This is a genomic window from Microbacterium sp. J1-1, assembly GCF_024498615.1.
Classification (GTDB): Bacteria; Actinomycetota; Actinomycetes; order Actinomycetales; family Microbacteriaceae; genus Microbacterium; species Microbacterium aurugineum.
Genome location: NZ_CP089590.1, coordinates 2,238,060 through 2,261,644, shown reverse-complemented (window position 1 = coordinate 2,261,644; position 23,585 = coordinate 2,238,060). Strand labels below are relative to the sequence as shown.

The 23,585-nt window shown below is 68.7% G+C and carries 20 protein-coding genes; 13 read left to right on the top strand and 7 right to left on the bottom strand.

The annotated features are described in order from the left end of the window. Window positions 1–3 precede the first annotated feature (3 nt). The 3 genes from LRQ07_RS10745 to LRQ07_RS10735 are packed head-to-tail and all read right to left on the bottom strand — an operon-like array spanning window position 4 to window position 5,788. Entirely contained in the window at window positions 4–3,468 is a 3,465-nt protein-coding gene (locus LRQ07_RS10745) for an error-prone DNA polymerase (RefSeq protein ID WP_256534559.1), read from the bottom strand. Beyond that, window positions 3,468–5,006, bottom strand: coding sequence for a DNA polymerase Y family protein (locus tag LRQ07_RS10740; RefSeq protein ID WP_232761607.1), 1,539 nt, complete (start codon window positions 5,004–5,006; stop codon window positions 3,468–3,470). Before LRQ07_RS10740 ends, LRQ07_RS10745 begins: the two co-directional genes overlap by 1 nt. Further along, on the bottom strand, window positions 5,003–5,788 hold the full coding sequence (locus LRQ07_RS10735; RefSeq protein ID WP_248540665.1) for a hypothetical protein: 786 nt from the start codon (window positions 5,786–5,788) through the stop codon (window positions 5,003–5,005). The genes LRQ07_RS10740 and LRQ07_RS10735 overlap by 4 nt, the downstream gene beginning before the upstream one ends. Before the next feature lie 129 nt (window positions 5,789–5,917). Here LRQ07_RS10735 and LRQ07_RS10730 point away from each other — a divergent pair, with 129 nt between their 5' ends. From LRQ07_RS10730 to LRQ07_RS10705, 6 genes are all read left to right on the top strand, one after another. Further along, window positions 5,918–6,388 carry a prepilin peptidase gene (locus LRQ07_RS10730; protein WP_256534558.1) on the top strand — a complete coding sequence of 157 codons (471 nt, stop codon included), beginning with the start codon at window positions 5,918–5,920 and terminating at the stop codon, window positions 6,386–6,388. Window positions 6,389–6,437: 49 nt separating this feature from the next. Beyond that, entirely contained in the window at window positions 6,438–6,650 is a 213-nt protein-coding gene (locus LRQ07_RS10725; protein ID WP_047521915.1) for a hypothetical protein, read from the top strand. Next, the gene (locus LRQ07_RS10720; RefSeq protein WP_232761610.1) at window positions 6,643–7,257 is read left to right on the top strand and encodes a CYTH domain-containing protein; all 615 of its coding nucleotides are present in this window, start codon (window positions 6,643–6,645) and stop codon (window positions 7,255–7,257) included. The genes LRQ07_RS10725 and LRQ07_RS10720 overlap by 8 nt, the downstream gene beginning before the upstream one ends. Before the next feature lie 63 nt (window positions 7,258–7,320). Then, a complete protein-coding gene (locus tag LRQ07_RS10715) occupies window positions 7,321–8,481 on the top strand; it encodes a type III polyketide synthase (RefSeq protein ID WP_232761611.1) in 1,161 nt (386 codons plus the stop codon). After that, window positions 8,478–9,203 carry a methyltransferase domain-containing protein gene (locus LRQ07_RS10710; RefSeq protein WP_232761612.1) on the top strand — a complete coding sequence of 242 codons (726 nt, stop codon included), beginning with the start codon at window positions 8,478–8,480 and terminating at the stop codon, window positions 9,201–9,203. Before LRQ07_RS10715 ends, LRQ07_RS10710 begins: the two co-directional genes overlap by 4 nt. After that, window positions 9,190–10,308, top strand: a complete 1,119-nt coding sequence (locus LRQ07_RS10705) for an FAD-dependent oxidoreductase (protein WP_256534557.1) — start codon at window positions 9,190–9,192, stop codon at window positions 10,306–10,308. The genes LRQ07_RS10710 and LRQ07_RS10705 overlap by 14 nt, the downstream gene beginning before the upstream one ends. Before the next feature lie 52 nt (window positions 10,309–10,360). Here LRQ07_RS10705 and lpdA read toward each other — a convergent pair whose 3' ends face one another. Together lpdA and LRQ07_RS10695 are read right to left on the bottom strand one after the other, a co-directional pair. Beyond that, on the bottom strand, window positions 10,361–11,758 hold the full coding sequence (gene lpdA / locus LRQ07_RS10700) for a dihydrolipoyl dehydrogenase (protein WP_232761614.1): 1,398 nt from the start codon (window positions 11,756–11,758) through the stop codon (window positions 10,361–10,363). A 9-nt stretch (window positions 11,759–11,767) separates the two neighbouring features. After that, the gene (locus LRQ07_RS10695) at window positions 11,768–12,418 is read right to left on the bottom strand and encodes a copper resistance protein CopC (protein ID WP_256534556.1); all 651 of its coding nucleotides are present in this window, start codon (window positions 12,416–12,418) and stop codon (window positions 11,768–11,770) included. Between the two features lie 100 nt (window positions 12,419–12,518). Between LRQ07_RS10695 and LRQ07_RS10690 the strand changes: the two genes are divergently transcribed. The 3 genes from LRQ07_RS10690 to LRQ07_RS10680 all read left to right on the top strand — a co-directional run bounded on the left by LRQ07_RS10690 (window position 12,519) and on the right by LRQ07_RS10680 (window position 14,335). After that, on the top strand, window positions 12,519–13,004 hold the full coding sequence (locus LRQ07_RS10690) for an FHA domain-containing protein (RefSeq protein WP_047521927.1): 486 nt from the start codon (window positions 12,519–12,521) through the stop codon (window positions 13,002–13,004). Beyond that, window positions 13,004–13,690, top strand: coding sequence for a MerR family transcriptional regulator (locus LRQ07_RS10685; protein ID WP_131491299.1), 687 nt, complete (start codon window positions 13,004–13,006; stop codon window positions 13,688–13,690). Before LRQ07_RS10690 ends, LRQ07_RS10685 begins: the two co-directional genes overlap by 1 nt. A gap of 99 nt (window positions 13,691–13,789) precedes the next feature. Continuing rightward, window positions 13,790–14,335, top strand: a complete 546-nt coding sequence (locus LRQ07_RS10680) for a MerR family transcriptional regulator (RefSeq protein ID WP_047521931.1) — start codon at window positions 13,790–13,792, stop codon at window positions 14,333–14,335. Between the two features lie 75 nt (window positions 14,336–14,410). Here LRQ07_RS10680 and LRQ07_RS10675 read toward each other — a convergent pair whose 3' ends face one another. Next, the gene (locus LRQ07_RS10675) at window positions 14,411–15,223 is read right to left on the bottom strand and encodes a ParA family protein (protein WP_047521976.1); all 813 of its coding nucleotides are present in this window, start codon (window positions 15,221–15,223) and stop codon (window positions 14,411–14,413) included. A gap of 93 nt (window positions 15,224–15,316) precedes the next feature. Between LRQ07_RS10675 and LRQ07_RS10670 the strand changes: the two genes are divergently transcribed. The 3 genes from LRQ07_RS10670 to LRQ07_RS10660 all read left to right on the top strand — a co-directional run bounded on the left by LRQ07_RS10670 (window position 15,317) and on the right by LRQ07_RS10660 (window position 20,826). Next, window positions 15,317–18,724: a pyruvate carboxylase gene (locus LRQ07_RS10670; protein ID WP_256534555.1), complete on the top strand. Its 3,408-nt coding sequence runs from the start codon at window positions 15,317–15,319 to the stop codon at window positions 18,722–18,724. Between the two features lie 66 nt (window positions 18,725–18,790). Next, window positions 18,791–20,335 (top strand): MinD/ParA family protein, encoded by a 1,545-nt coding sequence (locus LRQ07_RS10665; protein WP_256534554.1) that lies wholly within the window; start codon window positions 18,791–18,793, stop codon window positions 20,333–20,335. After that, window positions 20,335–20,826, top strand: a complete 492-nt coding sequence (locus LRQ07_RS10660; protein ID WP_256534552.1) for a peptide deformylase — start codon at window positions 20,335–20,337, stop codon at window positions 20,824–20,826. The genes LRQ07_RS10665 and LRQ07_RS10660 overlap by 1 nt, the downstream gene beginning before the upstream one ends. A 67-nt stretch (window positions 20,827–20,893) precedes the next feature. Here LRQ07_RS10660 and LRQ07_RS10655 read toward each other — a convergent pair whose 3' ends face one another. Further along, entirely contained in the window at window positions 20,894–22,726 is a 1,833-nt protein-coding gene (locus tag LRQ07_RS10655) for an AMP-dependent synthetase/ligase (RefSeq protein WP_047521985.1), read from the bottom strand. 151 nt (window positions 22,727–22,877) lie between these two features. Here LRQ07_RS10655 and LRQ07_RS10650 point away from each other — a divergent pair, with 151 nt between their 5' ends. After that, a complete protein-coding gene (locus LRQ07_RS10650) occupies window positions 22,878–23,567 on the top strand; it encodes a lysophospholipid acyltransferase family protein (RefSeq protein ID WP_052193411.1) in 690 nt (229 codons plus the stop codon). Window positions 23,568–23,585: the final 18 nt, after the last annotated feature.

Here is a 23,585-nt window from a genome sequence, read left to right as displayed (position 1 = left end):
CGCTCATCGGAAGTCCCTGGACCGGTGTGTGAGGCCGGTGCGGAGATCCTCGAACCCGTCTGCGAGCACATTGACCACCCCCTCGCTCGACCGCTCCAGGATGCCGCGGATGATGAGAGCCGGTGAATCCCGGGCGACGCGACGGTAGCGGTTCCAGACCCCTGCCGAGCAGACGACGTTCACCAGACCGCTCTCATCCTCGAGGTTCACGAAGGTGATCCCGGCGGCCGTCGCCGGTCGTTGCCTGTGAGTGACGAGTCCCGCGACCTCGATGCGCCGACCGACCTCGTGGCTCTGCAGATCGACGGCGGTGAGCACCCCGCGGGTGCGCAGTGCCTCGCGGAAATGCGCCATCGGATGGTCATCGGTGGACACGCCGGTCGCCCAGAGATCGGCGGAGAGACGCTCGTAGCTGGTCTGGTCGGCGAACAGGGGAGGCTGCACGGCGACCGTGGTCCCCGGGAGGAAGCGTGAGCGGTCGTCCGCCGCGGCTCCGGCCAGCCAGATCGCCTCTCGGCGCTCCATCCCCAGACAGTCGAAGGCCCCTGCCGTGGCGAGGGCCTCCAGCTGTGCGGCGGTGGCATCCGTACGCCGCACCAGATCGTGCAGATCCCCGTAGGGGCCGTGTGCGTCACGTTCCGCGACGATCCTCTCCGCCAACGGCACACCGATCCCCCGGATGCCGCTGAGGCCCAGTCGCACCGCGAATCCGCCGTCCCTGCGGTGGGCAGCGGACTCGTCGGGAGCCTCCCGATCGAAGCGGAGGACAGCAGGTTGAGGAGCGGCGAGGCACTGCGTCCGGCCGGTGGGTCCGCCTTCGGAGTCATCGGCGAGCGGCTCCAACGAATCCGTCGCTCCGGACAGGTGCAGATCGGGCCGACGGACCTCCACTCCATGCCGCCGTGCATCCGCAGTGAGGGTCGCGGCGGAGTAGAAGCCCATCGGCTGCGCGCGCAACAGCCCGGCGAGGAACGCGGCGGGATAGTGCAGCTTCACCCAGGAGCTGGCGTAGACCAGCAGGGCGAACGACAGCGAGTGCGACTCGGCGAACCCGAAGTTCGAGAACGCCTGGATCTGCGCGTAGATCCGGTCGGCGGCGTCGGCATCGAGCCCTCGTCTGCTCATGCCCGCGTAGAGCTTGTCCTTGACCTTCTCGATCTTCTCCAGGCCGCGCTTGGAGCCCATGGCGCGCCGCAGCAGGTCGGCCTCATCCGCGGTGCAATCACCGATCGCCGTCGCCATCTGGATGAGCTGCTCCTGGAAGATCGGAATGCCCAGCGTGCGTTTCAGGATGTCTTCCAGATCGCTGTGCGGATAGGGGATCGTGAACTCCACGGGGTCTTCACCACGCCGTGCACGCTCCCGGTTCTCCTCGTCGACCCGGTCCTTGGCGATCTTCCGCCGCACGAACGGATGCACCGCACCGCCCTGGATGGGGCCGGGACGGATGAGGGCGATCTGGATGGCGAGGTCGTAGAAGCTCCGCGGCTGCAGACGGGGGAGCAGCCCGATCTGTGCGCGGGACTCCACCTGGAAGACACCGATGGAGTCCGCGCGACAGAGCATGTCGTAGACGGCGGGCTCCTCCTTGGGGATGGTCTCGAGCCGCCACTCCTCACCCGTGGCCTGTCGGATCAGATCGAAGCAGTGCTGGAGGGCGGCGAGCATCCCGAGTCCCAGGAGGTCGAACTTCACGAGCCCCATGAAGGCGGAGTCGTCTTTGTCCCACTGGATGACGGTGCGGTTCTCCATGCGCGCATGCTCCACCGGTACGACCTCGCCGACCGGACGCGCGGTGAGCACCATGCCGCCGGAGTGGATGCCGAGGTGGCGGGGGGCTTTGAGCAGTTCGCCGGCATAGGCGAGCACGTTCTCGGGGATGTCGTGGTCCTCGGCCGGCTCCAGCCCCGCACCCCAGCCGTCGACCTGGCGGGACCAGGCATCCTGCTGACCGGGGGAGTGACCGAGCGCTCTGGCCATGTCGCGCACCGCGTTCTTCGGCCGGTACTGGATGACATTCGCCACCTGGGCCGCTCGCTCCCGGCCGTACTCCTGATAGACCCACTGGATGATCTCCTCGCGACGGTCGGAGTCGAAGTCGACGTCGATGTCGGGCTCCTCCGTCCGCGTGGTCGCGAGGAACCTCTCGAAGGGGAGACGGTAGAGGATCGGGTCGACCGCCGTGATCCCGAGCAGGTAGCAGACCGCGCTCGCCGCAGCCGAACCTCGTCCCTGGCAGAGGATGCCGCGTCTGCGTGCCTCGGTGACGATGCCGTGCACGATCAGGAAGTATCCGGGGAAGTCCTTCTCCTCGATCACATCCAGCTCACGGGCGATCCGGTGTTTGCCCTCCTCGTCCAGGCGGGGATACTTCGACGGCACGGCCGCCCAGACCAGGTGACGCAGCCAGCTCATCGGTGTATGCCCCTCCGGCACCTTCTGCTGCGGGAGCGCGGGTCGTGCCAGGCGCAGGGGGAAGGCGGAAGCCGTCGCCAATTCGAGCCCGTAGGAGATCGCTCCGGGATGCCGGTGGAAGCGCGCCGACATCTCTGCGCCGCTGCGGAGATGGGCGCCTCCGTGCGCGGGCAGCCAGCCGTCGAGCTCATCCATGCTCCGCACCGCGCGGACCGCAGCCACTGCCTCGGCGAGTGGCGCCTGTGCGGGAGTGGCGTAGTGCACGTTGTTGGTCGCCACCACCGGCAACCGCATCCGTCGTGCGAGCCCGGCGAGAGCGTCGTTGCGGCGGGTGTCCAACGGGTCCCCGTGGTCGAAGAGTTCGACGGCGACGTGATCGTTTCCGAACAGGTCGACCAGGGTTCGCAGCGGGGTGAGGCCGTCGCCTGCTTCGAGCCCGCGGCGCACGGCACCTTTGCGGCAACCGGTCAGGATCGTCCAGTGGCCTCCTGCGCGTTCGGCCAGATCGTCGAGGTCGTATACCGGTCGTCCTTTCTCGCCCCCGCGCAACTGCGCCGCGGTGATCGCCCCCGAAAGGCGGTGGTACCCCTCCTTCCCCCTGGCGAGGACCAGCAGATGTTCTCCCGCGGGGTCGGCGGAACCTCGTTGCGGCGCGGGCAGATCGAGGGACAGCTCGGCCCCGAACACGGTCTGCAGCGGACTCTCCATGAGATCGGCGACTTCGGCGAAGCGTGCGGCACCGTAGAAGCCGTCGTGGTCCGTGAGCGCGAGTGCGGTCAGTCCGAGGCGGTCGGCTTCGGCGAGCAGATCTTCGGGGGAAGAGGCCCCGTCGAGGAACGAGTAGGACGAATGGGCGTGCAACTCGGCGTAGGGCACGGCATCGTGCGGACGGGGGATGCCGATGGGGGGAGTGCGCTTGCGGCGACGGCTGACCGGTCCGGGATCGCTCCGTGTGTTCTTCGGCTCGGCGCCCGGAGGGGGCGAGGGGGACTCCTCGCCGCTGAGGGTGCGCTCCAACTCGTTCCACGACAGGGGCGGATTGTGCCAGCCCATCAGCGATACCTCCCCTCGGCCCACCAGCGCTCGCCGGTGTGGAAGACCAGCCAGGCGCGATCCTGGTCATCGACGATCTGGAGCCGATGCCCGCGTTTTCCGCCCCCTGCGGCCCAGCGGCGTTCGTGTACGGGCCAGGGACCGGCCCAGGCCTGCACGGAGACACCCTCGATGCGGGCGGGGTCTTGCGAGAGGGTTCCGCGTTCATCGACGCTGACCGTGGTCTCATCCGCGGCGAGGACTCCGATGGGGCGCGGAGGGTGGAACACCTCGGCGGGCAGAGGGTCGGGGAGGCTGCCGGGCCACGGCGACCCCGGATCCCGTGGAGGGACGGCGCGCTCCCCCCACGGGGTGAGCACCTGACGGTCGGCGAGCCAGCGACCACCGGAGATCGCCGCGGTGACCACGCCCTGATGGCCCAACATGGTCTGCACGCGCGAGACCGCGTGGTGCAGGCGCTCATCGGTGCCGGAGCCGAAGAGCCCCGGTTGGTGATGGGCGGCATCATCCACAGCGGCGGGGGTGATCCGTACGGCGGTGATGCCGCCGAACGCTCGTGCCTCGTCGATCGGTTCCTTCGCGGACTGCGTGGCCAAGGCCTCCAACTGCCAGCGCACCCGATCGACGAGGTCGGAGGCGTCGAAACAGGTGGGGTGCAGCCAGGATCTCGAGAAGACCGCCCCGTTGTCGTCGGTCAGATCGATCCGCACCTCCGTGCAGACGACCGAGGCCTCACCGAGAGCGAGCATCACCGCGTCGGCTGTCTGACGCACCGCGAAGGCGATCTGATCTGCTCCGCCCAGCGGCGAGTCGAACTCGACGCTGCGCACGAGCTCGGGGTCGGGTGGGCGCGGGGTCAGGGGGCGGGAGTCGGCACCCGCGGCGAGGGCGTGCAGACGCGCACCGTGTTCACCGAAGCGGTCGCGCACGTCAGGCGCGGCGAGGGCGGTGAACTCGCCGAGGGTGCGTATGCCGAGCCGGAGGAGGAGTCCGGTGATCTGTTCGTCGCGCAGCACCTGCACGGGGTAGGGGGCCAGGAACTCCCGGGCGGTGCCGGACGGTACGACCGTCCAGGGTGTCGGGCCTCGCGCGGCGATCTCGGCGGTGAAGGGGCCGTCTGCGATGCCGATGCGTACCTCGGGGAAACCGGCCTCTCCGAGGATGGTGGCGAGTGACGCGGCGGCCTCCGCTTCCCCACCGTGATAGCGGGAGATGCCTCTGGCGCGGAGGATCGCGAGTCCGGGGCGCAGCAGGGTGACTCCCGGGGCGTGCTTCTCGATGAGCTGGAGCACGGGAAGGAAGGCGCGTTCGTCACGGGCCGGGTCGTGCGGGAGGACCTGGAGGGAGGAGAGGTGGCCCTGCGCGACTCGGCGGCGCTGACCGGTGCGGACACCGTGCTCCCTAGCGGAGGCGGTGCAGGCGACGATCGTGTTGGCTTGCACCAGGGCGGTGGGCGGATGTGGAGATGCGCCGCCGAGCGCGGCTCGCATCGGCCAGTCGGGGAACCACAGCACGAGGACACGGAGAGGGGCGTTCATCCTGCTTCCGCCCATCGCAACAGCTCCGGGGGAGCGGATTCACCGAGGGAGGACCTCTCCGGCGAGAGCGCAGGGAGTGCGGTGAGCTCTGCCCCGACGGCCTCGAGAGCGCCGTGCCCTCCCGGCAGCTGCACGCGCACACTCGAGGGGCGAGGGCTGTGTCGTGTCTGCGCCGTCACCGTCACGGTGCAGTCGGAGAGCAACCCCCAGCCGGCGCCGAGACCGTGCCAGTGCGGGTCATGAAGGCGTATCGTGCCCTCGCTCTGCGGCCATCGTCCGGTGCCGGGGGACTCGGTGACCAGAAGCGTGCAGCCGCGATCACGCAGGCGAGCGCTCAGTCGGGAGACGTCGGCGTCTCCGGCCCGGGTGCCGGGGGCGACGACGATCAGAGGCACGACCTCGGCCAGCGCGGAGGTCGCCGCGAGCCAGCGCTCGCCGGGGGTGGGCACGAGGATCAGGCGGGCGAGGTCGATGCCGAACGCGGCCGCTGCTTCGACGCCGAGCGTGGGCATGCCCACCACCGCGCACCAGTGCCCTTTCCGGGATGCGGCGCTGAGCAGCGCGAGCACCAGGCTCGGCGAGGGGGAGACGGTATAGGACGTGCCGGTCTGCAGGCCCTCTTCCGGCAGGAGCGCCGCGAAGGCGGGATCGAGGGGGAGCAGCGTATGCTCGCTGCGGCGTCGTTGCATCCTGCTGATCTCGCGGCGCAGTCGCAGTACTTCACCCGCGCGGGAGTCGCTCGCCGGAGAGAGCGAGGTCACCGCATCGAGCCCGATCACCATGTGTCCATTCTCGAAGATATGTACGAATAAAACAAGTCGCACGGATGACGATAGTTCGTACATCGGACATCGTGTCGAGTTCTCCACAGGGCCCACGCGGGCGATCCGCCCATCTCCTAACCTGCGGGGATGGACATCCGATTCGCGCTCATCGCCCTCGTGCACGTCGCCCTGGTCGTCGTCGGCGGCGCACTGATCGTGATCGACGCCCGCACGCACCGACTGCCCGACCTGATCGTGCTGCCGACGCTCGCATCACTCGCGGCCCTCACCGCGGTCGACGCCCTGATCACCGGGCGCGGCGACGCGCTCCTCCGCGCCCTCCTCGGCCTGGTGATCCTCGGCGGGTTCTATGCCGTGCTGCGGGCGATCAGCCGCGCGGGGATGGGCGGCGGCGACGTGAAGCTCGCCGCGGTGATCGGCCTCGTGCTGGGGTGGCACGGGTGGGATTCGCTCGTGATCGGTGCCGCGGCGGCATTCGTGCTGGGCGCGTTCTACGCACTGGTGCTCATCCTCCTGCGTCGCGCGACGGGGGCGACCCGCATCGCCTTCGGGCCCTGGATGATCGCCGGAGCCCTTCTCGGCATCGTCCTCGGCTGAATCCGCCCGTCCTCGTGCCGACACCGCGAGGACGGGCTACCCTGAGCACATGGCACTCGCACGACTTCACGGCGGCCCGCTGGACGGGCAGATCATCCCTCTCGGCGATGCGGACGACAAGCTGATCGTCCCCTACAGCGAGACGCAGGTGGTGTACAACCGCCGCGGTGGGCCTCAGAACACCGGTCCGGACGATGGGCCCACGGAGGTCGACTACTGGTTCGAGGAGTCTCTCGAGGATCTCACGCTCGACGATGACTGAACCGTCTCGCACCGTCGAGGTGGAACGCAAGTACGACGTCGACATCGAGACCCCGTTGCCGCGCTGGGACGCGATCCCCGGCGTCGACGCCGTCACCGCCGGCGAGGGTCGCGCATTGGACGCCCGATACTTCGACACCGCCGACGGTGCGCTCGCCCGTGCCGGCGTGGCGCTGCGTCGTCGTACCGGCGGGCCGGACGCGGGCTGGCACGTGAAGGGTCCTCGCCAGGGCGACGGCCGGCTCGAACTCGGCTGGCCGCTCGGCGACGGTGACGACCTTCCTCCGGCCGTCGCGGAGACCGTCGCGACCTGGACGACCGCACCGCTCACCCCGCTGGCGCGCATCGAGAACGATCGCACCGCCTATCTGCTCACCGGTCCGGACGGGGTCGTGGCCGAGTTCGTCGACGACCGGGTGCGGGCCACCGACCTCCGCGGCGGCGTGCAGCGCGAATGGCGCGAGTGGGAGATGGAGCTGGGGCCCGCCGCTCCTGACGATGAGCTGCGGCGCACGGCGTTCTTCGACGCCGTGGAGCACGCCGTCCTCGCCGCGGGCGGCCGCGAATCGGCATCCGGCTCCAAGCTCGCTCGCGCGCTCGGTTTCTAGGCAGAGGCCGCTCGCGAACGCAACCCCTTCCCACAGGGGCGCGGCGCATGCTTGAGTGACAGCATGAGCCGACCGCCTGTGCTTCGATCGCTGCAGACGATCGTCCCCGAAACCGTTCTCGTGCAGGAGCAGGTGCGCGACGTCTTCGCGCAGCAGCCCGATCTCGGACGGCTCGCGCAGCGGATCGTGACGACGTCGTTCAACGTCTCGGGCATCGACACCCGGCACACCGTGATCGATGAGCTGTCGCTGGAGTCGGAACCGGCCGACCCCGTCTTCTTCGACCGTCGTACCGGGATGCTCCTCGCGCCGGGCACGAGAGCACGCAACGACCTGTACACCCGGGAGGCGGCGAAGCTCTTCGTCGAGGTCGCGCGGCAGGCCCTCGACGCCGATCCTGAGATCGGCCCCGAAGACGTCACCCACGTCATCACGGTCTCCTGCACCGGTTTCCACGCCCCGGGACCGGAGTACGAGATCGTCCGCGGACTCGGACTGTCCGATGCAGTGCAGCGTTTCCATCTCGGCTTCATGGGCTGCTACGCGTCGATGCCGGCGTTGCGTGCGGCGAGCCAGTTCTGCGCCGCCGATGAGAACGCCGTGGTCCTGGTCGTCAGCGTCGAGCTGTGCACCCTCCATCTGCGTTCCTCCGAGGACCCGGACACGATCGTCGCGTCCTCGTTGTTCGCCGACGGTGCGGCAGCCGGCATCGTGACGTCCCGTGATCTTCCGTCGCCGTCCTCCTCGCTGCAGCTGGACCGTTTCCATACGGCCATCGCGCCGGAGGGCGAGAAGGACATGGCCTGGACGATCGGTGACACCGGCTTCGAGATGATCCTCTCGACGTCCGTTCCGCAGATCATCGGGGAGACGATCATCGGTGCCCTTCGACCGCTGTACTCGGCCGAGAATGGCCTGGCCGAAGCCTTCGAGGCCGGGACGGTGGGAGACCAGGTGCAGCACTGGGCCATCCACCCCGGCGGCCGCAGCATCCTCGACCGGGTGCAGGAGCGGATGCAGCTCAGCGACGCGCAGCTCCTCCCGGCGCGGGAGGTCCTGCGGGAGAACGGCAACATGTCGAGCGCGACGGTGCTCTTCGTCCTCAAACGGATCCTGGAGGATGAGGGGGCCAGCGGCGGAGAGCGCGTGGCGGCGATGGCTTTCGGGCCAGGGCTCACGGCCGAGAGCGCGCTGATGACCGTCGTCGCGCCGACCGGGTCATGAGCCCCGATCTCACGCTGCGAGATGTGGAGGCCCGCGAGCGGATGGACGATCCGTATGCGGACGCTCGGAAGCTGGCGCGGACCTACGGACGGTTCGGTCTCGTCAACGCGCTCGTCTCCCGGCCCGGGGCGATGTATCGGCGCGACATCCGTCCTCGCGCGGCGCGTACCGGGCGACTGCGGATCCTCGATGTGGGGGCCGGTGGGGGAGACCTCTGCCGCTTGCTCGCGTGGCGTCTGCGTCGAGACGGTCTCTCGGCGGAGGTCACCGCGCTCGACGCCGACGACCGTGCGATCCGCTGGGCAGCGGCGCATGATGGCGGTGCGGGCGTGCGCTACCGCTGCGCGCTGACCACGGAGCTCGTCGCCGCGGGGGAGACCTACGACGTCGTGCTGTCCAACCACGTGCTGCACCACCTCGACGCGGCCGAGCTCCAAGGGGTGCTCAGCGATTCCGTGCGGCTCGCGGCTGCCGACGGGATGGTGGCGCACCACGACATCGCCCGCAGCCGCACCGCGTACGCCCTGTTCGACGCGGCCACCTGGCCGATCTCCGGAAGCCTCCTCGCCGACTCCTTCATCCGGGAGGACGGACTCATCAGCATCCGTCGCTCCTACACGGTCGCCGAACTCGCGGCGGTCGCCCCGGACGGGTGGGCCGTACGCGGCGGTGCGCCCTTCCGCGTGGAGCTGCGATGGGACGGGGCCCATGCCCGACCATGACGTGCTGATCGTCGGCGCGGGGCCGGTGGGTCTGCTGCTGGGCTGCCTGCTGCTGCAGCGCGGCCTGCGGGTGGTGGTGTGCGAACGTCGAGCGGACGCGGATCAGCGGACCAGGGCGATCGGCATCCACCGCCCCGGGTTGGACGCCTTGGAGGCTGCGGGCGTCGGAGATGAGGTGCGCGCGGAGGCGCTTCGGCTCGACGGTGGGGAGGTGCGCAGTCGTCGGCGCACCCTGGCGTCCGTCGACTTCGCATCGGATCGTCCGGTCCTGATCCTCCCGCAGCCGCGAAGCGGCGCGCTTCTGCGGGGCCGGATGCACTCGCTCTCGGAGGAGGCCCTGATCACCGGATGCGCCGTGCGCCTCGTCCGGCAGGACGCGGATGCCGTGCACGTCACGGCGGACTCCGCGGAGGGAGCACGCATGATCTCGGCGGCCGTGGTCGTGGTGGCCGACGGCGTGCGGAGCCGTCTGCGTGAGGGGCTCGATACCGGATGGCGTCGTCGGGCCGGACGCGCCGCGTATTCGATGCTCGATGTCGAGGAGCCGACGTCGGAGAACCGGGCCGTCCTGCACTGCGAGCCGGAGGGTCTGGTCGAGTCCTTCCCCCTCCCCGGTGGTCGCCTTCGATGGGTGGTGCGGGGCAGTGCAGACGCCCTTCGCACCGCCGATGACTTCCGTGCGACGATCGAGCGGCGTACCGGGATCGGCATCGAACCGGCCGCCACGGACGCCCCCACTCCCTTTCTCGCCGCCCAGCACGCGGCGACGCGCCTCCATCAGGGCCGGGTGGTGCTTCTGGGCGATGCCGCACACGAGATCAGTCCGATCGGCGGACAGGGCATGAACCTCGGGTGGGTCGATGCCGTTCGTCTCGCGGAACGACTCTCCGGCATGCCGCCCGGCGCGGTGCCGGAGCTGGGTCCGTACGACCGACGGGTGCGCCGATCGGCATCCCGGGCGCAGCGCCGCTCCGCGTTCTATATGGCGATGGGGGCGCCCGCCCCGGCGCCGGTGGTGCGCGGCAGGGAGCTGCTGATGCGTACCCTCGGGTCCGCTCCGTTGCGCGGCTGGACGGCAGGGCTCCTCACGATGCGCGGCCTGTGACGCGCGAAGGCCCGGTCCGCACTCTGCGAACCGGGCCTTCGTGATGTGAGGATCAGAAGTTGATCATGTGTCCTGCGAGGCCGTGGAAGCCTTCCTGCAGTGCCTCCGACAGCGTCGGGTGGGTGTGCACGTTGCGCGCGAGCTCGAGTGCGGTCAGGTCCCACTTCTGGGCCAGCGTCAGCTCGGGCAGGAGCTCGGAGACGTCGGGGCCGATCATGTGCGCGCCGATGAGCTCGAGGTGCTCCGCGTCGGCGATCAGCTTGACGAAGCCGACCGGCTCGCCGAGGCCGTGCGCCTTGCCGTTGGCCATGAACGGGAAGTTCGCGACCTTGATCTCGCGCCCCTCGTCCTTGGCCTGCTGCTCGGTGAGCCCGAACGATGCGACCTGCGGCGAGCAGAACGTCGCACGCGGCATCATCCGGTAGTCGCCGAGGGTCTGCGTCTCCGCGCCACCGATCGTCTCGGCGGCGACGACGCCCTGTGCCTCCGCCACGTGGGCGAGCTGCAGCTTGGCCGTCACATCACCGATCGCGTAGATGCCCTCGACGTTCGTGCGCATGTGATCGTCGATGTCGATCGCGCCGCGTTCGGTGAGCTTCACACCGGTCTTGTCGAGGCCGAAGCCCTCAATGTTCGGCGCGAAGCCGACCGACATCAGCACCTTGTCGGCCTCGATCGACGACTGCTGACCGTCCTTGCCCGTGTAGGTGACGGTGACGGAGGAGCCGTTGTCGACGACGGTCTCCACCTTGGTGGAGGTCAGGATGTCGACGCCGTAGTTCTTGTACTGCTTCGTGATCTCCTTCGACACGTCCGCGTCCTCGTTGGGGAGCGCGCGGTCGAGGAACTCGATGATCGTGACCTTGACCCCGTAGTTCGTCATCACATAGGCGAACTCCATGCCGATCGCGCCCGCGCCGACGATGACGATCGACTTCGGCAGCTCACGGGTCATGATCTGCTCTTCGTAGGTGACGACGTTCTCGCTGAGCGTCACGCCCGGCAGCAGACGGACCTTGGAGCCGGTGGCGATGATGGCGTTGTCGAAGGTGACCTCTTCGGACGTGCCGTCGGCCTTGGCGACCGAGATCGCCTTCGGGCCGGTGAAGGTGCCGCGACCGTTGTACTCGGTCACCTTGTTCTTCTTCATCAGGAAGTGGATGCCCTTGACGCGACCCTCGGCGACCTCGCGGCTGCGATCGAACGCCTTGCCGAAGTCGATCGTGAACTCGCCGGAGATCCCGAAGAAGTCCGCCTTGTGGTTCAGGGTGTGCGCGAGCTCCGCGTTCTTCAGGAGCGCCTTGGAGGGGATGCAGCCGACGTTGAGGCAGACACCGCCCCAGTACTTCTCCTCGATGATGGCGGTGGACAGACCGAGCTGCGCGCTGCGAACCGCAGCGACGTATCCGCCAGGACCTGCACCAAGGATGACGACGTCGTAGTGTGGCATGCCTTAAGCCTATCGCTCCGACGGGGTGTCGGAATCGGTCGGAGCCCCACCTCGGCGGCGGCTCGCGACGATCCAGATGACCACTCCGGCGACGACCAGGACAGCGATGATCGCGAGCACCCAGACCCATGCGGAACCGGTGTCGGCATCGTCGGGGACCGGAGTCGGTGTCGAGGTCGCCTCAGGCTCCGTGGTCTGCTCCGTCGTCGGCGCTGCGCTGGTCGGGGCCGCCGTGGGCTCCGCGGTCGCAGACCCGTCGTCGCCGACGGTCACCATGAAGGAGTACTCGCCGGAAGTGGGGTGTCCGTCGCTGGAGACGACCTTCCAGATCACGTGGTATTCGCCGGCCGGACCGGACCCCTGCAAGGGCTGGGTGACGATCGCGCCTTCGACCGTCGCCGCGCCCTCGGTGACCGACGTGCCATCGGGGGCGGTCACGACGACCTCCGTCGCACCCTCACCGTCGATGAGCTTGGCGCTGAAGGTCAGCGTGAGCTCTTCGGGGACGGTGTCGACCGATTCATCGGCAGCGGGAGACGACGACACGAGCGCGTCGTGCGCGGACGCCGAGAGCGGGGAGAAGAGCACGAGGAACGCGGCGAGCAGGGTCGCGGCGAGGGCGATCGGGGTGGCCGACGGGCGCAGAGCTTTGATCTTCACCACTCCACCTTATGGATAAGCAGTATGTGACGGCTGAGTGTGAATGCGGCCTCCCGCGAGCGCCTCGGCATCCGTTAGTCTGGATGATCAGGAGGGCACAGTGACAGACAGCGACAGCCGACCGGCCGGTGAGGACGCGATCCACCGTTCCGGCGAGCAGAAACACGACGTGACGCAGACGTTCGGACACGATTCCGACCTGTCTTTCGTGCCGTTCGGGGTGGAATTGACCGACGTGGAGCAGACGGCCATCGCCGCACTGCCTGCGGGATCCGCGTTGCTGCTGGTGCGCTCGGGCGCTCTCGCCGGTGCGCGCTATCTGCTCGACACCGATGTGACCACGGTCGGGCGGCACCCCGAGGCCGACATCTTCTTCGACGATGTGACCGTCTCGCGCCGGCACGCCGAGATCACCCGCAGCGGATCCGCCTTCGAGATCATCGACCAGCGCTCCCTCAACGGGACGTATGTCAACGGGGAGCGCGTCGACCGCAGCGCGCTGGTCGACGGCTCCGAAGTGCGCGTCGGCAAGTTCCGTCTGAACTTCTTCGTCTCCCCTCACGATCGCGCGGCGGCGAACGACTGATGGCGGCCACTCCCGCCCGCGAACGTTCCGCGTCCGCGGGCTTGCTGAGTATCGGCCAGGTCCTTGCTCGGCTCACACCGGAGTTCCCCGACCTCACCTCCAGCAAGCTGCGCTTCCTCGAAGTGCAGGGCATCGTCAGCCCCTCCCGCACGGAGTCGGGCTACCGCAAGTTCTCCGCCTCGGACATCGAGCGGTTGCGCCTCGGTCTCACGCTGCAGCGCGATCACTATCTTCCGCTGAGCGTCATCCGGGAGCAGCTCGATGACGCCGCCGCCGGCGGGGAGGCGTCCGCCCTCGCTCCGCCGCCCTCGATCACGCCGGCGCCGCGTCGCTACCGCCGAGACGAGTTGCTCGCCGCCGCCGGCGCGGGGCCGCAGCTGCTCAACGATGCGATCAGCACCGGCGTCATCACGGCGCAGGAGAGCTACCCGGAAGCCACCGTCACGCTGCTGCGCGGTCTCGTCGCCCTGGATCGCCACGGCATCGAACCCCGGCACCTGCGGTCGTTGCGCCAAGGGGCTGAGCGGGAAGTCGCGCTCATCGAGTCGGCGATGTCCGCACTCCTGCGGCGGACCGACGCCGCATCCCGGGCGAAGGCCAGCGAATTGGCGCCGGAACTGGCGACGCGGATCGACGAAGTGCGCTCGCTCTTCGTCAAGGATGCGCTGTCGCGAGTGCTTTCGTAACGAACTGATTGCGACACACCTTCGTTGTCGCACGGATGTCATTGCCGGTGCCCAGGCACTGCTCTACCGTGGAAGAAACCGTTCCAGGGAGGATTTCAGATGAATGCGGATGAGCTCGCAGGCGACCCGCGGTTCGTACCCGAACTCCTCTTCACCGACGGCCTCCCGGCCATGGACGACGAGGTCGGATACCGCGGTGCGGTCGCCGCTCGTGCAGCTGGCATCACGTACCGTCAGCTCGACTACTGGGCGCGCACCGAGTTGGTGGAGCCCACCGTGCGCGGCGCCAGCGGCTCCGGTTCGCAGCGCCTCTACGGCTTCCGCGACATCCTCGTCCTGAAGCTGGTGAAGAGCCTTCTCGACACCGGCATCTCCCTCCAGCAGATCCGCACCGCCGTCGAGGAGCTGCGCCGCGCAGGCATCCGCGATCTCGCGGGCACCACGCTGATGAGCGACGGTGCATCCGTCTACCTCTGCACGTCGAACGACGAGGTCATCGACCTCGTGAGCCGCGGCCAGGGTGTCTTCGGCATCGCCGTCGGCAAGGTCCTCCGCGAGGTGGAGTCGACCCTCGTGGCATTCGACCCGACCGCTCCGGACCCCGTCGACGAACTCACCGCTCGTCGCGCGAAGCGTTCCGCCTGACCACGACTTTCCGCTTCAGACGGAAAACGGCCGCCCTCGATGAGGGCGGCCGTTTCGTCGTGCGCGTCGTGCGGATCAGCTCTGTGGGCCGTTCTCCGGAACGGCGATCCGACCGGTGCGGATGATCCTGTCCAGAAGCTGGTCGAAGTCGGCGGCGAGTTCCTGCGCGGAATCGCCGGGCCAGATGTGCAGCGGCTTCGCGGCACCCTGGGCCTGCTGCAGCGAGGTGCGCTCGGGCAGCTGAGGGGAGAGCACGAGAGGTCCGAACATGTCACGCAGCTCCTTGATGCGGAACTGGTGCTCGATGGACTGCGGGCGCACGCGGTTCACGACGATGCCGAGGGGCTGGAGCCGGGGCGAGAGCCCCCGACGGATCTCCTCGATGGCGCGGAGGGCACGGTCGGCGGCGGCGACGGAGAACAGTCCGGGTTCCGTGACCACCATGACGCGGTCGCTGGCGGCCCAGGCGGTCCGGGTGAGCGCGTTCAGGGAGGGAGCGCAGTCGACGAGGACGAGGTCGTAGTCGGCCTCGACCGAGGCGAGCGCCTCCTCGAGCTTCCACACGTCACGCACGCTCGGGTGCGGCCCGTCGAAGTTGATCGCGGAGGGGCTCCCGATCAGCACGTCGATGGTGCCGGGGTGGACCTTCGCCCATCCGCTTGACGTGATCGCCTGCCGGACCACCTTCTCCTTCGGGTTCGCCAGGACGTCGGCGATGTTGAGCCGACCTGCCACCTGGATGTCCATCCCGGTGGAGACATCGGACTGAGGGTCGAGGTCGACGACGAGAGTCCGGACGCCCCGAGCGAAAGCCGCGGAGGCCAGCCCGAGTGTCACGGTCGTCTTGCCGACGCCCCCCTTGAGAGAGCTGACGCTGAGTACGTGCACGGACACCACGTTACCTTCCCCTAGGCTGGGGGAACACTCAGCCCCGCCCCATGTGCATCGAAAACGCTGTGCATCGAGCTCCCAGAGGTGTGCATGTTCCAGAAGATCCTTGTGGCGAACCGCGGCGAGATCGCGATCCGCGCCTTCCGTGCGGCTGTCGAGGTGGGGGCGCGCACCGTCGCGGTCTTCCCCCATGAAGACCGGGGTTCTGTGCATCGTCTCAAGGCCGACGAGGCCTACGAGATAGGCGAGCGCGGGCACCCGGTGCGGGCGTACCTCGATGTCGACGAGATCATCCGCGTTGCGCTGGAATCGGGAGCGGATGCCATCTATCCGGGATACGGCTTCCTGTCGGAGAATCCCGAGCTCGCGGAGAAGGCTGCGGCGAACGGCATCGTCTTCATCGGTCCTCCCTCGAACGTGCTGGAGATGGCGGGCAACAAGGTCGAGGCCAAGCGACACGCGATCGAAGCGGGAGTCCCCGTCCTGCGTTCCACGGAGGCCTCCGACGACGTCGACGCACTCGTCGCCCAGGCAGAGGACATCGGGTTCCCGCTCTTCGCGAAGGCGGTCGCGGGTGGCGGTGGCCGGGGGATGCGCCGCGTCGAGACGTCTGGTGACCTCGCTCCGGCGTTGGCCGAGGCCATGCGCGAGGCCGCCAGCGCGTTCGGTGATGCGCGGATGTTCCTGGAGCAGGCTGTCGTCCGCCCCCGACACATCGAGGTGCAGATTCTCGCCGACAAGACCGGCGAGACCGTGCACCTGTTCGAGCGCGACTGCTCCGTGCAGCGTCGGCACCAGAAGGTCGTGGAGATCGCTCCGGCGCCGAACCTCGACGACGACATCCGCACGGCACTTCACGGATACGCCGTCGCGTTCGCCCGCTCCATCGGGTACGAGAACGCGGGCACGGTCGAGTTCCTCCTCGAGACGGCGGGGGAGCGGGCAGGCGAAGTCGTCTTCATCGAGATGAACCCCCGCATCCAGGTCGAGCACACCGTGACCGAGGAGGTCACCGACGTCGACCTCGTGCAGAGCCAGATGCGGATCGCCTCGGGGCAGACGCTGGCCGAGCTCGGTCTGCAGCAGGAGAATCTGCACCTGCGCGGCGCCGCGCTGCAGTGCCGGATCACGACCGAGGACCCGACGCAGGGCTTCCGTCCCGACACGGGGAAGATCACCACGTACCGCTCTCCCGGTGGGGCCGGGATCCGTCTCGACGGTGGCACCGTGCACCAGGGCGCACAGATCAGCCCGCATTTCGATTCGATGTTGGCGAAGCTCACCTGTCGCGGGCGGGACTTCCCGGCCGCGGTCGCTCGGGCGCGCCGAGCACTCGCCGAGTTCCGCATCCGCGGCGTCGCGACCAACATCCCCTTCCTGCAGGCTCTCCTCGAGGATGACGCCTTCATCGCCGGAGACGTGAGCACCTCCTTCATCGACGAGCGTCCCGGACTGCTTCGCGGTCGTGTCTCGAAGGACCGCGGGACGAAGCTCCTGAACTGGCTGGTCGACGTCACGGTCAACAAGCCGAACGGTGCCCACCCCGGTGTGATCGATCCCGCATCCAAGCTGCCGGCGATCGATCTGAGCGCGGAACCGGCTCCCGGCTCACGCCAGCGCCTCCTCGAGCTCGGGCCCGAGGGATTCGCCCGCAGCCTCCGGGAACAGACGGCGCTCGCGATCACCGACACGACTTTCCGCGACGCGCATCAGTCCCTCCTGGCGACGCGGGTGCGCACGAAGGACCTCGTGGCCGCAGCGCCCTACGTCGCCCGGTCGACCCCCGGACTCCTGTCCGTCGAGGCCTGGGGTGGGGCGACCTACGACGTCGCCCTCCGCTTCCTCGGTGAGGACCCGTGGGAGCGCCTCGACAAGCTGCGCGCCGCACTGCCGAATGTCGCGATCCAGATGCTCCTGCGCGGACGCAACACGGTCGGCTACACGCCCTACCCGACGGCGGTCACCGAGGCGTTCGTCGCCGAGGCTGCGGCCAGCGGTGTCGACATCTTCCGCATCTTCGACGCGCTCAACGACGTGGAACAGATGCGGCCGGCGATCGAGGCCGTGCGCAAGACCGGAACGGCGGTCGCCGAGGTGGCGCTCTGCTACACCGGCGACCTGCTCGATCCGGCCGAAGACCTCTACACCCTCGACTACTACCTGCACCTCGCAGACCAGATCGTGGACGCGGGGGCGCACATCCTCGCGATCAAGGACATGGCGGGGCTGCTGCGCCCGGCCGCCGCGGTGAAGCTCGTCGCAGCGCTGCGGGAGCGGTTCGACTTGCCGGTGCATCTGCACACGCATGACACCCCCGGTGGGCAGCTGGCGACCCTGCTCGCCGCGAGCGCCGTCGGGGTGGATGCGGTGGATGCTGCGTCCGCGCCGCTTTCCGGCACCACGAGCCAGCCATCGCTGTCGTCCCTCGTCGCCGCCCTCGCCCACACCGACCGGGACAGCGGCATCCCGCTCGACGGCGTCTCCGATCTCGAGCCCTACTGGGAGGCGGTGCGGCGGCAGTACGCGCCGTTCGAATCCGGGCTTCCGGGACCCACGGGACGTGTCTACCACCACGAGATTCCCGGTGGCCAGCTGTCGAACCTGCGTCAGCAGGCCAAGGCGCTGGGGCTCGCCGACGATTTCGAGCTCATCGAGGACATGTACGCCGCGGCCGACCGCATGCTCGGTCGCGTTCCCAAGGTCACTCCGTCCTCCAAAGTCGTCGGTGACCTGGCCCTGCACCTGGCCGCGGTGAAGGCGGATCCGGCCGACTTCGAGGCCAACCCCGAGAAGTACGACGTGCCGGACTCGGTCGTCGGTTTCATGGCGGGCGAACTCGGCGATCTTCCGGGTGGATGGCCCGAGCCGTTCCGCAGCAAGGTGCTCGCCGGACGCACGGTGCGCGTCGGCCTCACCGAGATCAGTGCTGACGATGAGGCCGCACTCGCCGGGACCAGTGCCGAACGCCGCGCACGGCTGAACACCTTGCTGTTCCCCGGTCCGAGCGCTGAGTTCGCGGAGCGGCGGGAACTGTTCGGAGACCTCTCCGTGCTCGACACGGCCGACTACCTGTACGGGCTCGTGGCCGGGCAGGAGCACCTGATCGAGATCGATCGCGGCGTCCAGCTCTACGTGGGTCTCGAAGCCATCGGCGATGCGGACGACAAGGGGATGCGCACCGTGATGACGACCCTCAACGGGCAGCTCCGGCCCGTCTTCGTGAGGGATCGGTCGATCGTCGTGGACGTGCACGAGGTGGAGAAGGCGGACACCTCCGTGCCCGGCCAGGTCGCGGCGCCCTTCTCCGGGGTGGTCACGCTGAAGGCCGAGGTGGGTGCAGCCGTCCGCGCCGGCGAACCCGTCGCATCCATCGAGGCGATGAAGATGGAGGCGGCCATCACGGCCCCCGTGGACGGCGTCATCGAACGTCACGCGATCGCCGAGACGCAGCAGGTGGATGCCGGAGATCTTTTGGTCGTGATCCGTCCGGCGCACTAATCTTGTGCGGGCGAGGCCAGCGCACGATGTGCGTACCCGGGGCCCGCACAGGCTGGGAGCGACATCGTGACACCGAAGAACACCACGGACCCCGAGGATAACCCGCTGGGGGTGCTCGACGAAGCCGCATCACTCGACACGGCAGGCATCGGGATCCTCGGGGCGACCGCGCAGGTCAGTGTGACGCTGCCGAAGGACGAGGACGATGACCTTGCCGACGACGGGGTCGTGGACGGCGAGGTCGTCGGCGAGCTCGTGATCGATCCGCCTCGCGTCGAGGAGCAGGCGACCGATGCCCGTCCGGTCGAGACCCCCGCCGTCGCGGCGCCTCGAATCGTGCGGCCGTCTTCGGAGAGGGTCATCGATGCCATCGTGGTCGACGAGCCCGAGACCTCCGAGACCCCTGCGGTCGTCGAGGTCACCGACGACGCCCGGGACCAGGCCGAAGAGGCAGCCGTCGCGGCACGATTCCTTGCACGAGCGAGCGCGGAAGCGCCGCCGTCCCCGTCGGCATCTGCTCCCGTACGAACATCCGTCGATAAGGAGAACAGAACCGTGTCCGCTCCTGAGGAGAAGAAGACCCTCATCTCGCAGTCCTCCCGCACGGCACCGCGCACCGACGTGACGCTGACGTCCAAGCGTCTGGACGACCTGGGAGAGTCCTCGCGCGAGTCCGCGGATCTCCTCACCGCCGACAGACTGCTCGATCCGCATCGGGTGGCCAAGCCGGAGCCGGAGGGAGCGTGGAGCCACTTCCTGTACACGATCTCCGGGCGTCGCATCAACATCGGCGACGGCAGGCGCGCGCGGGAACGCAAGGCGCTCTCGGCGAGGATCGCGGCTCCGCTCGCGGGCGGTGCACGCTTCGTCCCGGTGCTCTCCCGCAAGGGAGGTGTCGGCAAGACGACGATCACCGCGCTGCTGGGGATGGCACTCGCCGACGCCCGCGAGGACCGGGTGATCGCTGTCGATGCCAACCCCGATCGGGGAACCCTCGCGGAGCGCATCGTGCGGCCGCATCACAGCAAGTCGGTGCGCGATCTGGTCCGGATCCACGATGACGTCAAGGGCTACCACGACATCTCCGCCATCGTCGCGCGCGACGCGACCCGTCTCGATGTCCTCGCCTCCGATTCCGATCCGCGCGTCGCCGAGGCGTTCAGCGACAGCGACTACCGTGACGTGGCCGGCGTGGCCGCCCACTACTACTCGCTGGTCCTGACCGACACCGGCACCGGGATCGTCCACTCCGTGATGTCGGCGACGCTCGACCTCGCGGACCAGATCGTCATCGTCTCGGGATTGAGCGTCGATGAGGCCCGTCTGGCATCCGAGACGCTCACCTGGCTCGAGACGAACGGCTTCGCGGAGCAGGCGCGTGAGGCGATCGTCGTCCTCAACCAGTCCACGCCCGGGACCCCGTTGGTGCGGCTGAACGAGCTGGAATCCCACTTCGCCACCCGTGCGCGGAGCGTCGTCCGCGTCCCCTACGACCCGCAGATCGCGGGAGGGGGGACGATCGTGTTCGCGAACCTGTCGCCGGAGACCCGCATCGCCGCGCGTGAGCTGGCGGCGCTCCTGGTCGAGGGCCTGCGGGCCAGGGCCGCCTGATGTCGGTCCGAGAGATCCGCATCTTCGGCGACCCCGTCCTGCGCACGGTGTGTGCCCCGATCGAGGAGATCGATGAGGGGGTGCGCGCACTCGTGGCCGACCTGGTCGACACGGTGGAGCTGCCGGGGCGGGCCGGCGTCGCCGCACCGCAGATCGGCGTCGCACTGCGTGCGTTCAGCTACAACATCGACGGCGACATCGGCTACGTGCTCAATCCCGTCCTCACCGAAGTGCGGGGGGAGCCGGAGCCGACGGGCGAGGGCTGCCTCTCGGTACCCGGACTGTGGCACGACGCACTGCGGTATCCGTGGGCGCGCGTGGAGGGCATCGATCTCGACGGCAATGCCGTGGTGCTCGAGGGGGAGGGACTCCTCGCGCAGGCTCTGCAGCACGAGACCGACCATCTCGACGGCAAGCTCTTCCTGACGAGGCTCGATGCCGAGACGCGCAAGGTCGCCATGCGCGAGGTGCGGGAGAGCGCCTGGTTCTGACGGCCTGAACTCCGACCGCACGAAGAAGGGCCCCGCGCGAGCGGGGCCCTTCTTGCTGTCCGGGGTGTCAGCCGCCGATGGCGACGTTGGTGGTGGCGACCGGCTCGTCGTAGATCGCGGCGATCTCGTCGGCGAAGTCGTTCATGATGACGTTGCGCTTGATCGAGAGCTTCGGTGTGAGGTGGCCGGAGGCCTCCGTCCACTCGGAGTCGAGGATCGTGAACTTCCGGATCGACTCCGCGCGCGACACCCGGTCGTTCGCGGCGTCGACCGCCCGCTGCACCTCGGCGCGGACGGCGGCGTTCGTGGACGCATCCGCCAGCGACATCTTGGCATCGAGGCCGTTGTTCGCGAGCCAGGTCGGAAGCATCTCCGGGTCGAGCGTGATCAGAGCGGAGATGAACGGACGCTGGTCACCGACCACGACGACCTGCCCGATGATCGGGTTCGCACGGATCGGATCCTCGAGCGCGGCGGGAGCGACGTTCTTCCCTCCGGCGGTGACGATGATCTCCTTCTTGCGCCCGGTGATCGTGAGGAAGCCTTCGGAGTCGAAGCTGCCGATGTCGCCGGTGTGGAACCACCCGCCGTCACTGAAGGCCTCGGCCGTCGCCTCGGGGTTGTTCCAGTACTCCTTGAAGACGTTGATGCCGCGGACCTCGATCTCGCCGTCCTCGGCGAGGCGCAGACCGACACCCGGGAGAGCGGGGCCGACCGTGCCGATCTTCGACTTGTCGGCCAGGTTGACCGTCGCCGGGGCAGTCGTCTCGGTGAGGCCGTAGCCCTCGAGGATGACGACGCCCAGGCTGTGGAAGAAGTGGCCGAGGCGCGAGCCCAGGGGAGCGGAGCCCGAGACGGCATACACGACGTTGCCGCCCATCGCCTCACGGAGCTTGCTGTAGACGAGCTTGTTGAACAGCGCGAACTTGAGCTTCATGCCGAACGGGATCTTCTTGCCCTGCTCGAGCAGCTTCGAGTGCTCGATGGCGACGTCGGCCGCCGAGCGGAAGATCTTGCCCTTGCCGCCCGCCTCCGCCTTCTGCTCCGCGGAGTTGTAGACCTTCTCGAAGACGCGCGGGACCGCGAGGAGGAAGGTCGGCTTGAAGGAACCGAGCGCCGGCAGCAGCTGACGGGTGTCGGGCTGGTGTCCGGTGCGGACGCCGGCGTGGACGTCGAGGATGGAGATGAAGCGGGCGAACACGTGTGCGGTCGTGATGAACAGCAACGTGGACGCGCCGGGCGTCTGCACGACCTCGTCCAGGGCCTTGGCCGAGTTCCGGGAGAGCTCGACGAAGTTGCTGTGCGTGAGCACGCACCCCTTCGGGCGGCCGGTCGAACCGGAGGTGTAGATGAGCGTCGCGATGTCGGATCCGACGGCGAGGCTGCGGCGGCGCTCGATCTCTCCGTCCGTCACCGACGCACCCTGCGCGGTGAGGGTGTCGATCGCTCCGAGGTGCAGCTGCCAGACCTCCCGGATCAGCGGCAGGTCGCCGCGGACCTCATCGAAGCGGGCGAAGTGCTCGGGGGACTCCACGATCAGCGCGATCGCACCCGAGTCTTCGAGGATCCACTGGATCTGCGAGGGCGAGCTCGTCTCGTAGATCGGCACCATCACGGCGCCGGCGTAGAAGAGGGCGAAGTCGATGAGCGTCCACTCGTACGTGGTGCGCGCCAGGAAGCCGACCTTCTCACCGGGCTGGATCCCGGCGGCGGCGAAGCCCTTCGCCAGGGCGACGACAGCCGTCTGGAAATCGGCGGCGGAGATGTCGCGCCAGCCGTCGCCCTCCGGCACGGAGAAGAGGGCGCGATCCGGAGTGGCTTCGACGCGCTTGACCAGGAGGTCGGCGACGTTCGCATCGGGGTCGGCGGGGACGATCGCGGGGACTTCAAACTGGACCACGGCAGCTCCTTCGGTACCGGTCGGGCAGGGCGTGGCTTCGAGTCTAGGGCATGGAACCGAGTTGCGTTCGGGGTGAAACTGGGTCGCTCGCGCGGAAGCGCCGCGAAGAAGACCGGGGTGGATGCGACCCTCGGCGCTAGACTTCCACTCGATGTTCTATTGGCTGATGAAGTACGTGGTGATCGGCCCCGTGGTCAAGGCGGTCTTCCGACCGTGGATCGTGGGGCGGAAGAACGTGCCCGCAAGCGGTGCGGCGATCCTCGCCAGCAACCATCTGTCCTTCGCCGATTCCATCTTCCTTCCGCTCATGATCGACCGGTCGATGTCGTTCCTGGCCAAGAGCGACTACTTCACGGGCCGGGGTCTGAAGGGGTGGTCCACGAAGTTCTTCATGAAAGCCACCGGACAGATCCCGATCGACCGTTCCGGCGGCAAGGCTTCGGAGGCGTCCCTGAACACGGGCCTCCAGGTCCTCGGCGGAGGCGACCTCCTGGGCATCTACCCGGAGGGGACACGGAGTCCCGACGGCACGCTGTATCGCGGCCGCACGGGGATCGCCCGCATGGCTCTCGAAGCCAAGGTCCCGGTGATCCCCGTGATCATGGTCGACACCGATACGGCGATGCCGATCGGACGGCGGTTGCCGCGCATCGTCCGGGTCGGGATCGTCATCGGGGAACCTCTCGACTTCTCCCGCTACGCCGGGATGGAGAACGACCGCTACATCCTCCGCTCCGTCACCGACGAGATCATGGTGGCCCTGCAGCGCCTCGGTGAGCAGAAGTACGAAGACGTCTACGCGTCGACGGTCAAGGACCGGCTCCCCACTCGCGTCACATAGCCTCCCGCGCGCATCTGC

What these genes read in the sequence shown, in the direction of transcription:
- LRQ07_RS10745 (WP_256534559.1), bottom strand. Translation starts at nt 3,468, where the DNA reads ATGGGCTGGCACAATCCGCCCCTGTCGTGGAACGAGTTGGAGCGCACC.
- LRQ07_RS10740 (WP_232761607.1), bottom strand. Translation starts at nt 5,006, where the DNA reads ATGAACGCCCCTCTCCGTGTCCTCGTGCTGTGGTTCCCCGACTGGCCG.
- LRQ07_RS10735 (WP_248540665.1), bottom strand. Translation starts at nt 5,788, where the DNA reads ATGGTGATCGGGCTCGATGCGGTGACCTCGCTCTCTCCGGCGAGCGAC.
- LRQ07_RS10730 (WP_256534558.1), top strand. Translation starts at nt 5,918, where the DNA reads ATGGACATCCGATTCGCGCTCATCGCCCTCGTGCACGTCGCCCTGGTC.
- LRQ07_RS10725 (WP_047521915.1), top strand. Translation starts at nt 6,438, where the DNA reads ATGGCACTCGCACGACTTCACGGCGGCCCGCTGGACGGGCAGATCATC.
- LRQ07_RS10720 (WP_232761610.1), top strand. Translation starts at nt 6,643, where the DNA reads ATGACTGAACCGTCTCGCACCGTCGAGGTGGAACGCAAGTACGACGTC.
- LRQ07_RS10715 (WP_232761611.1), top strand. Translation starts at nt 7,321, where the DNA reads ATGAGCCGACCGCCTGTGCTTCGATCGCTGCAGACGATCGTCCCCGAA.
- LRQ07_RS10710 (WP_232761612.1), top strand. Translation starts at nt 8,478, where the DNA reads ATGAGCCCCGATCTCACGCTGCGAGATGTGGAGGCCCGCGAGCGGATG.
- LRQ07_RS10705 (WP_256534557.1), top strand. Translation starts at nt 9,190, where the DNA reads ATGCCCGACCATGACGTGCTGATCGTCGGCGCGGGGCCGGTGGGTCTG.
- lpdA (WP_232761614.1), bottom strand. Translation starts at nt 11,758, where the DNA reads ATGCCACACTACGACGTCGTCATCCTTGGTGCAGGTCCTGGCGGATAC.
- LRQ07_RS10685 (WP_131491299.1), top strand. Translation starts at nt 13,004, where the DNA reads ATGGCGGCCACTCCCGCCCGCGAACGTTCCGCGTCCGCGGGCTTGCTG.
- LRQ07_RS10680 (WP_047521931.1), top strand. Translation starts at nt 13,790, where the DNA reads ATGAATGCGGATGAGCTCGCAGGCGACCCGCGGTTCGTACCCGAACTC.
- LRQ07_RS10670 (WP_256534555.1), top strand. Translation starts at nt 15,317, where the DNA reads ATGTTCCAGAAGATCCTTGTGGCGAACCGCGGCGAGATCGCGATCCGC.
- LRQ07_RS10660 (WP_256534552.1), top strand. Translation starts at nt 20,335, where the DNA reads ATGTCGGTCCGAGAGATCCGCATCTTCGGCGACCCCGTCCTGCGCACG.
- LRQ07_RS10650 (WP_052193411.1), top strand. Translation starts at nt 22,878, where the DNA reads ATGTTCTATTGGCTGATGAAGTACGTGGTGATCGGCCCCGTGGTCAAG.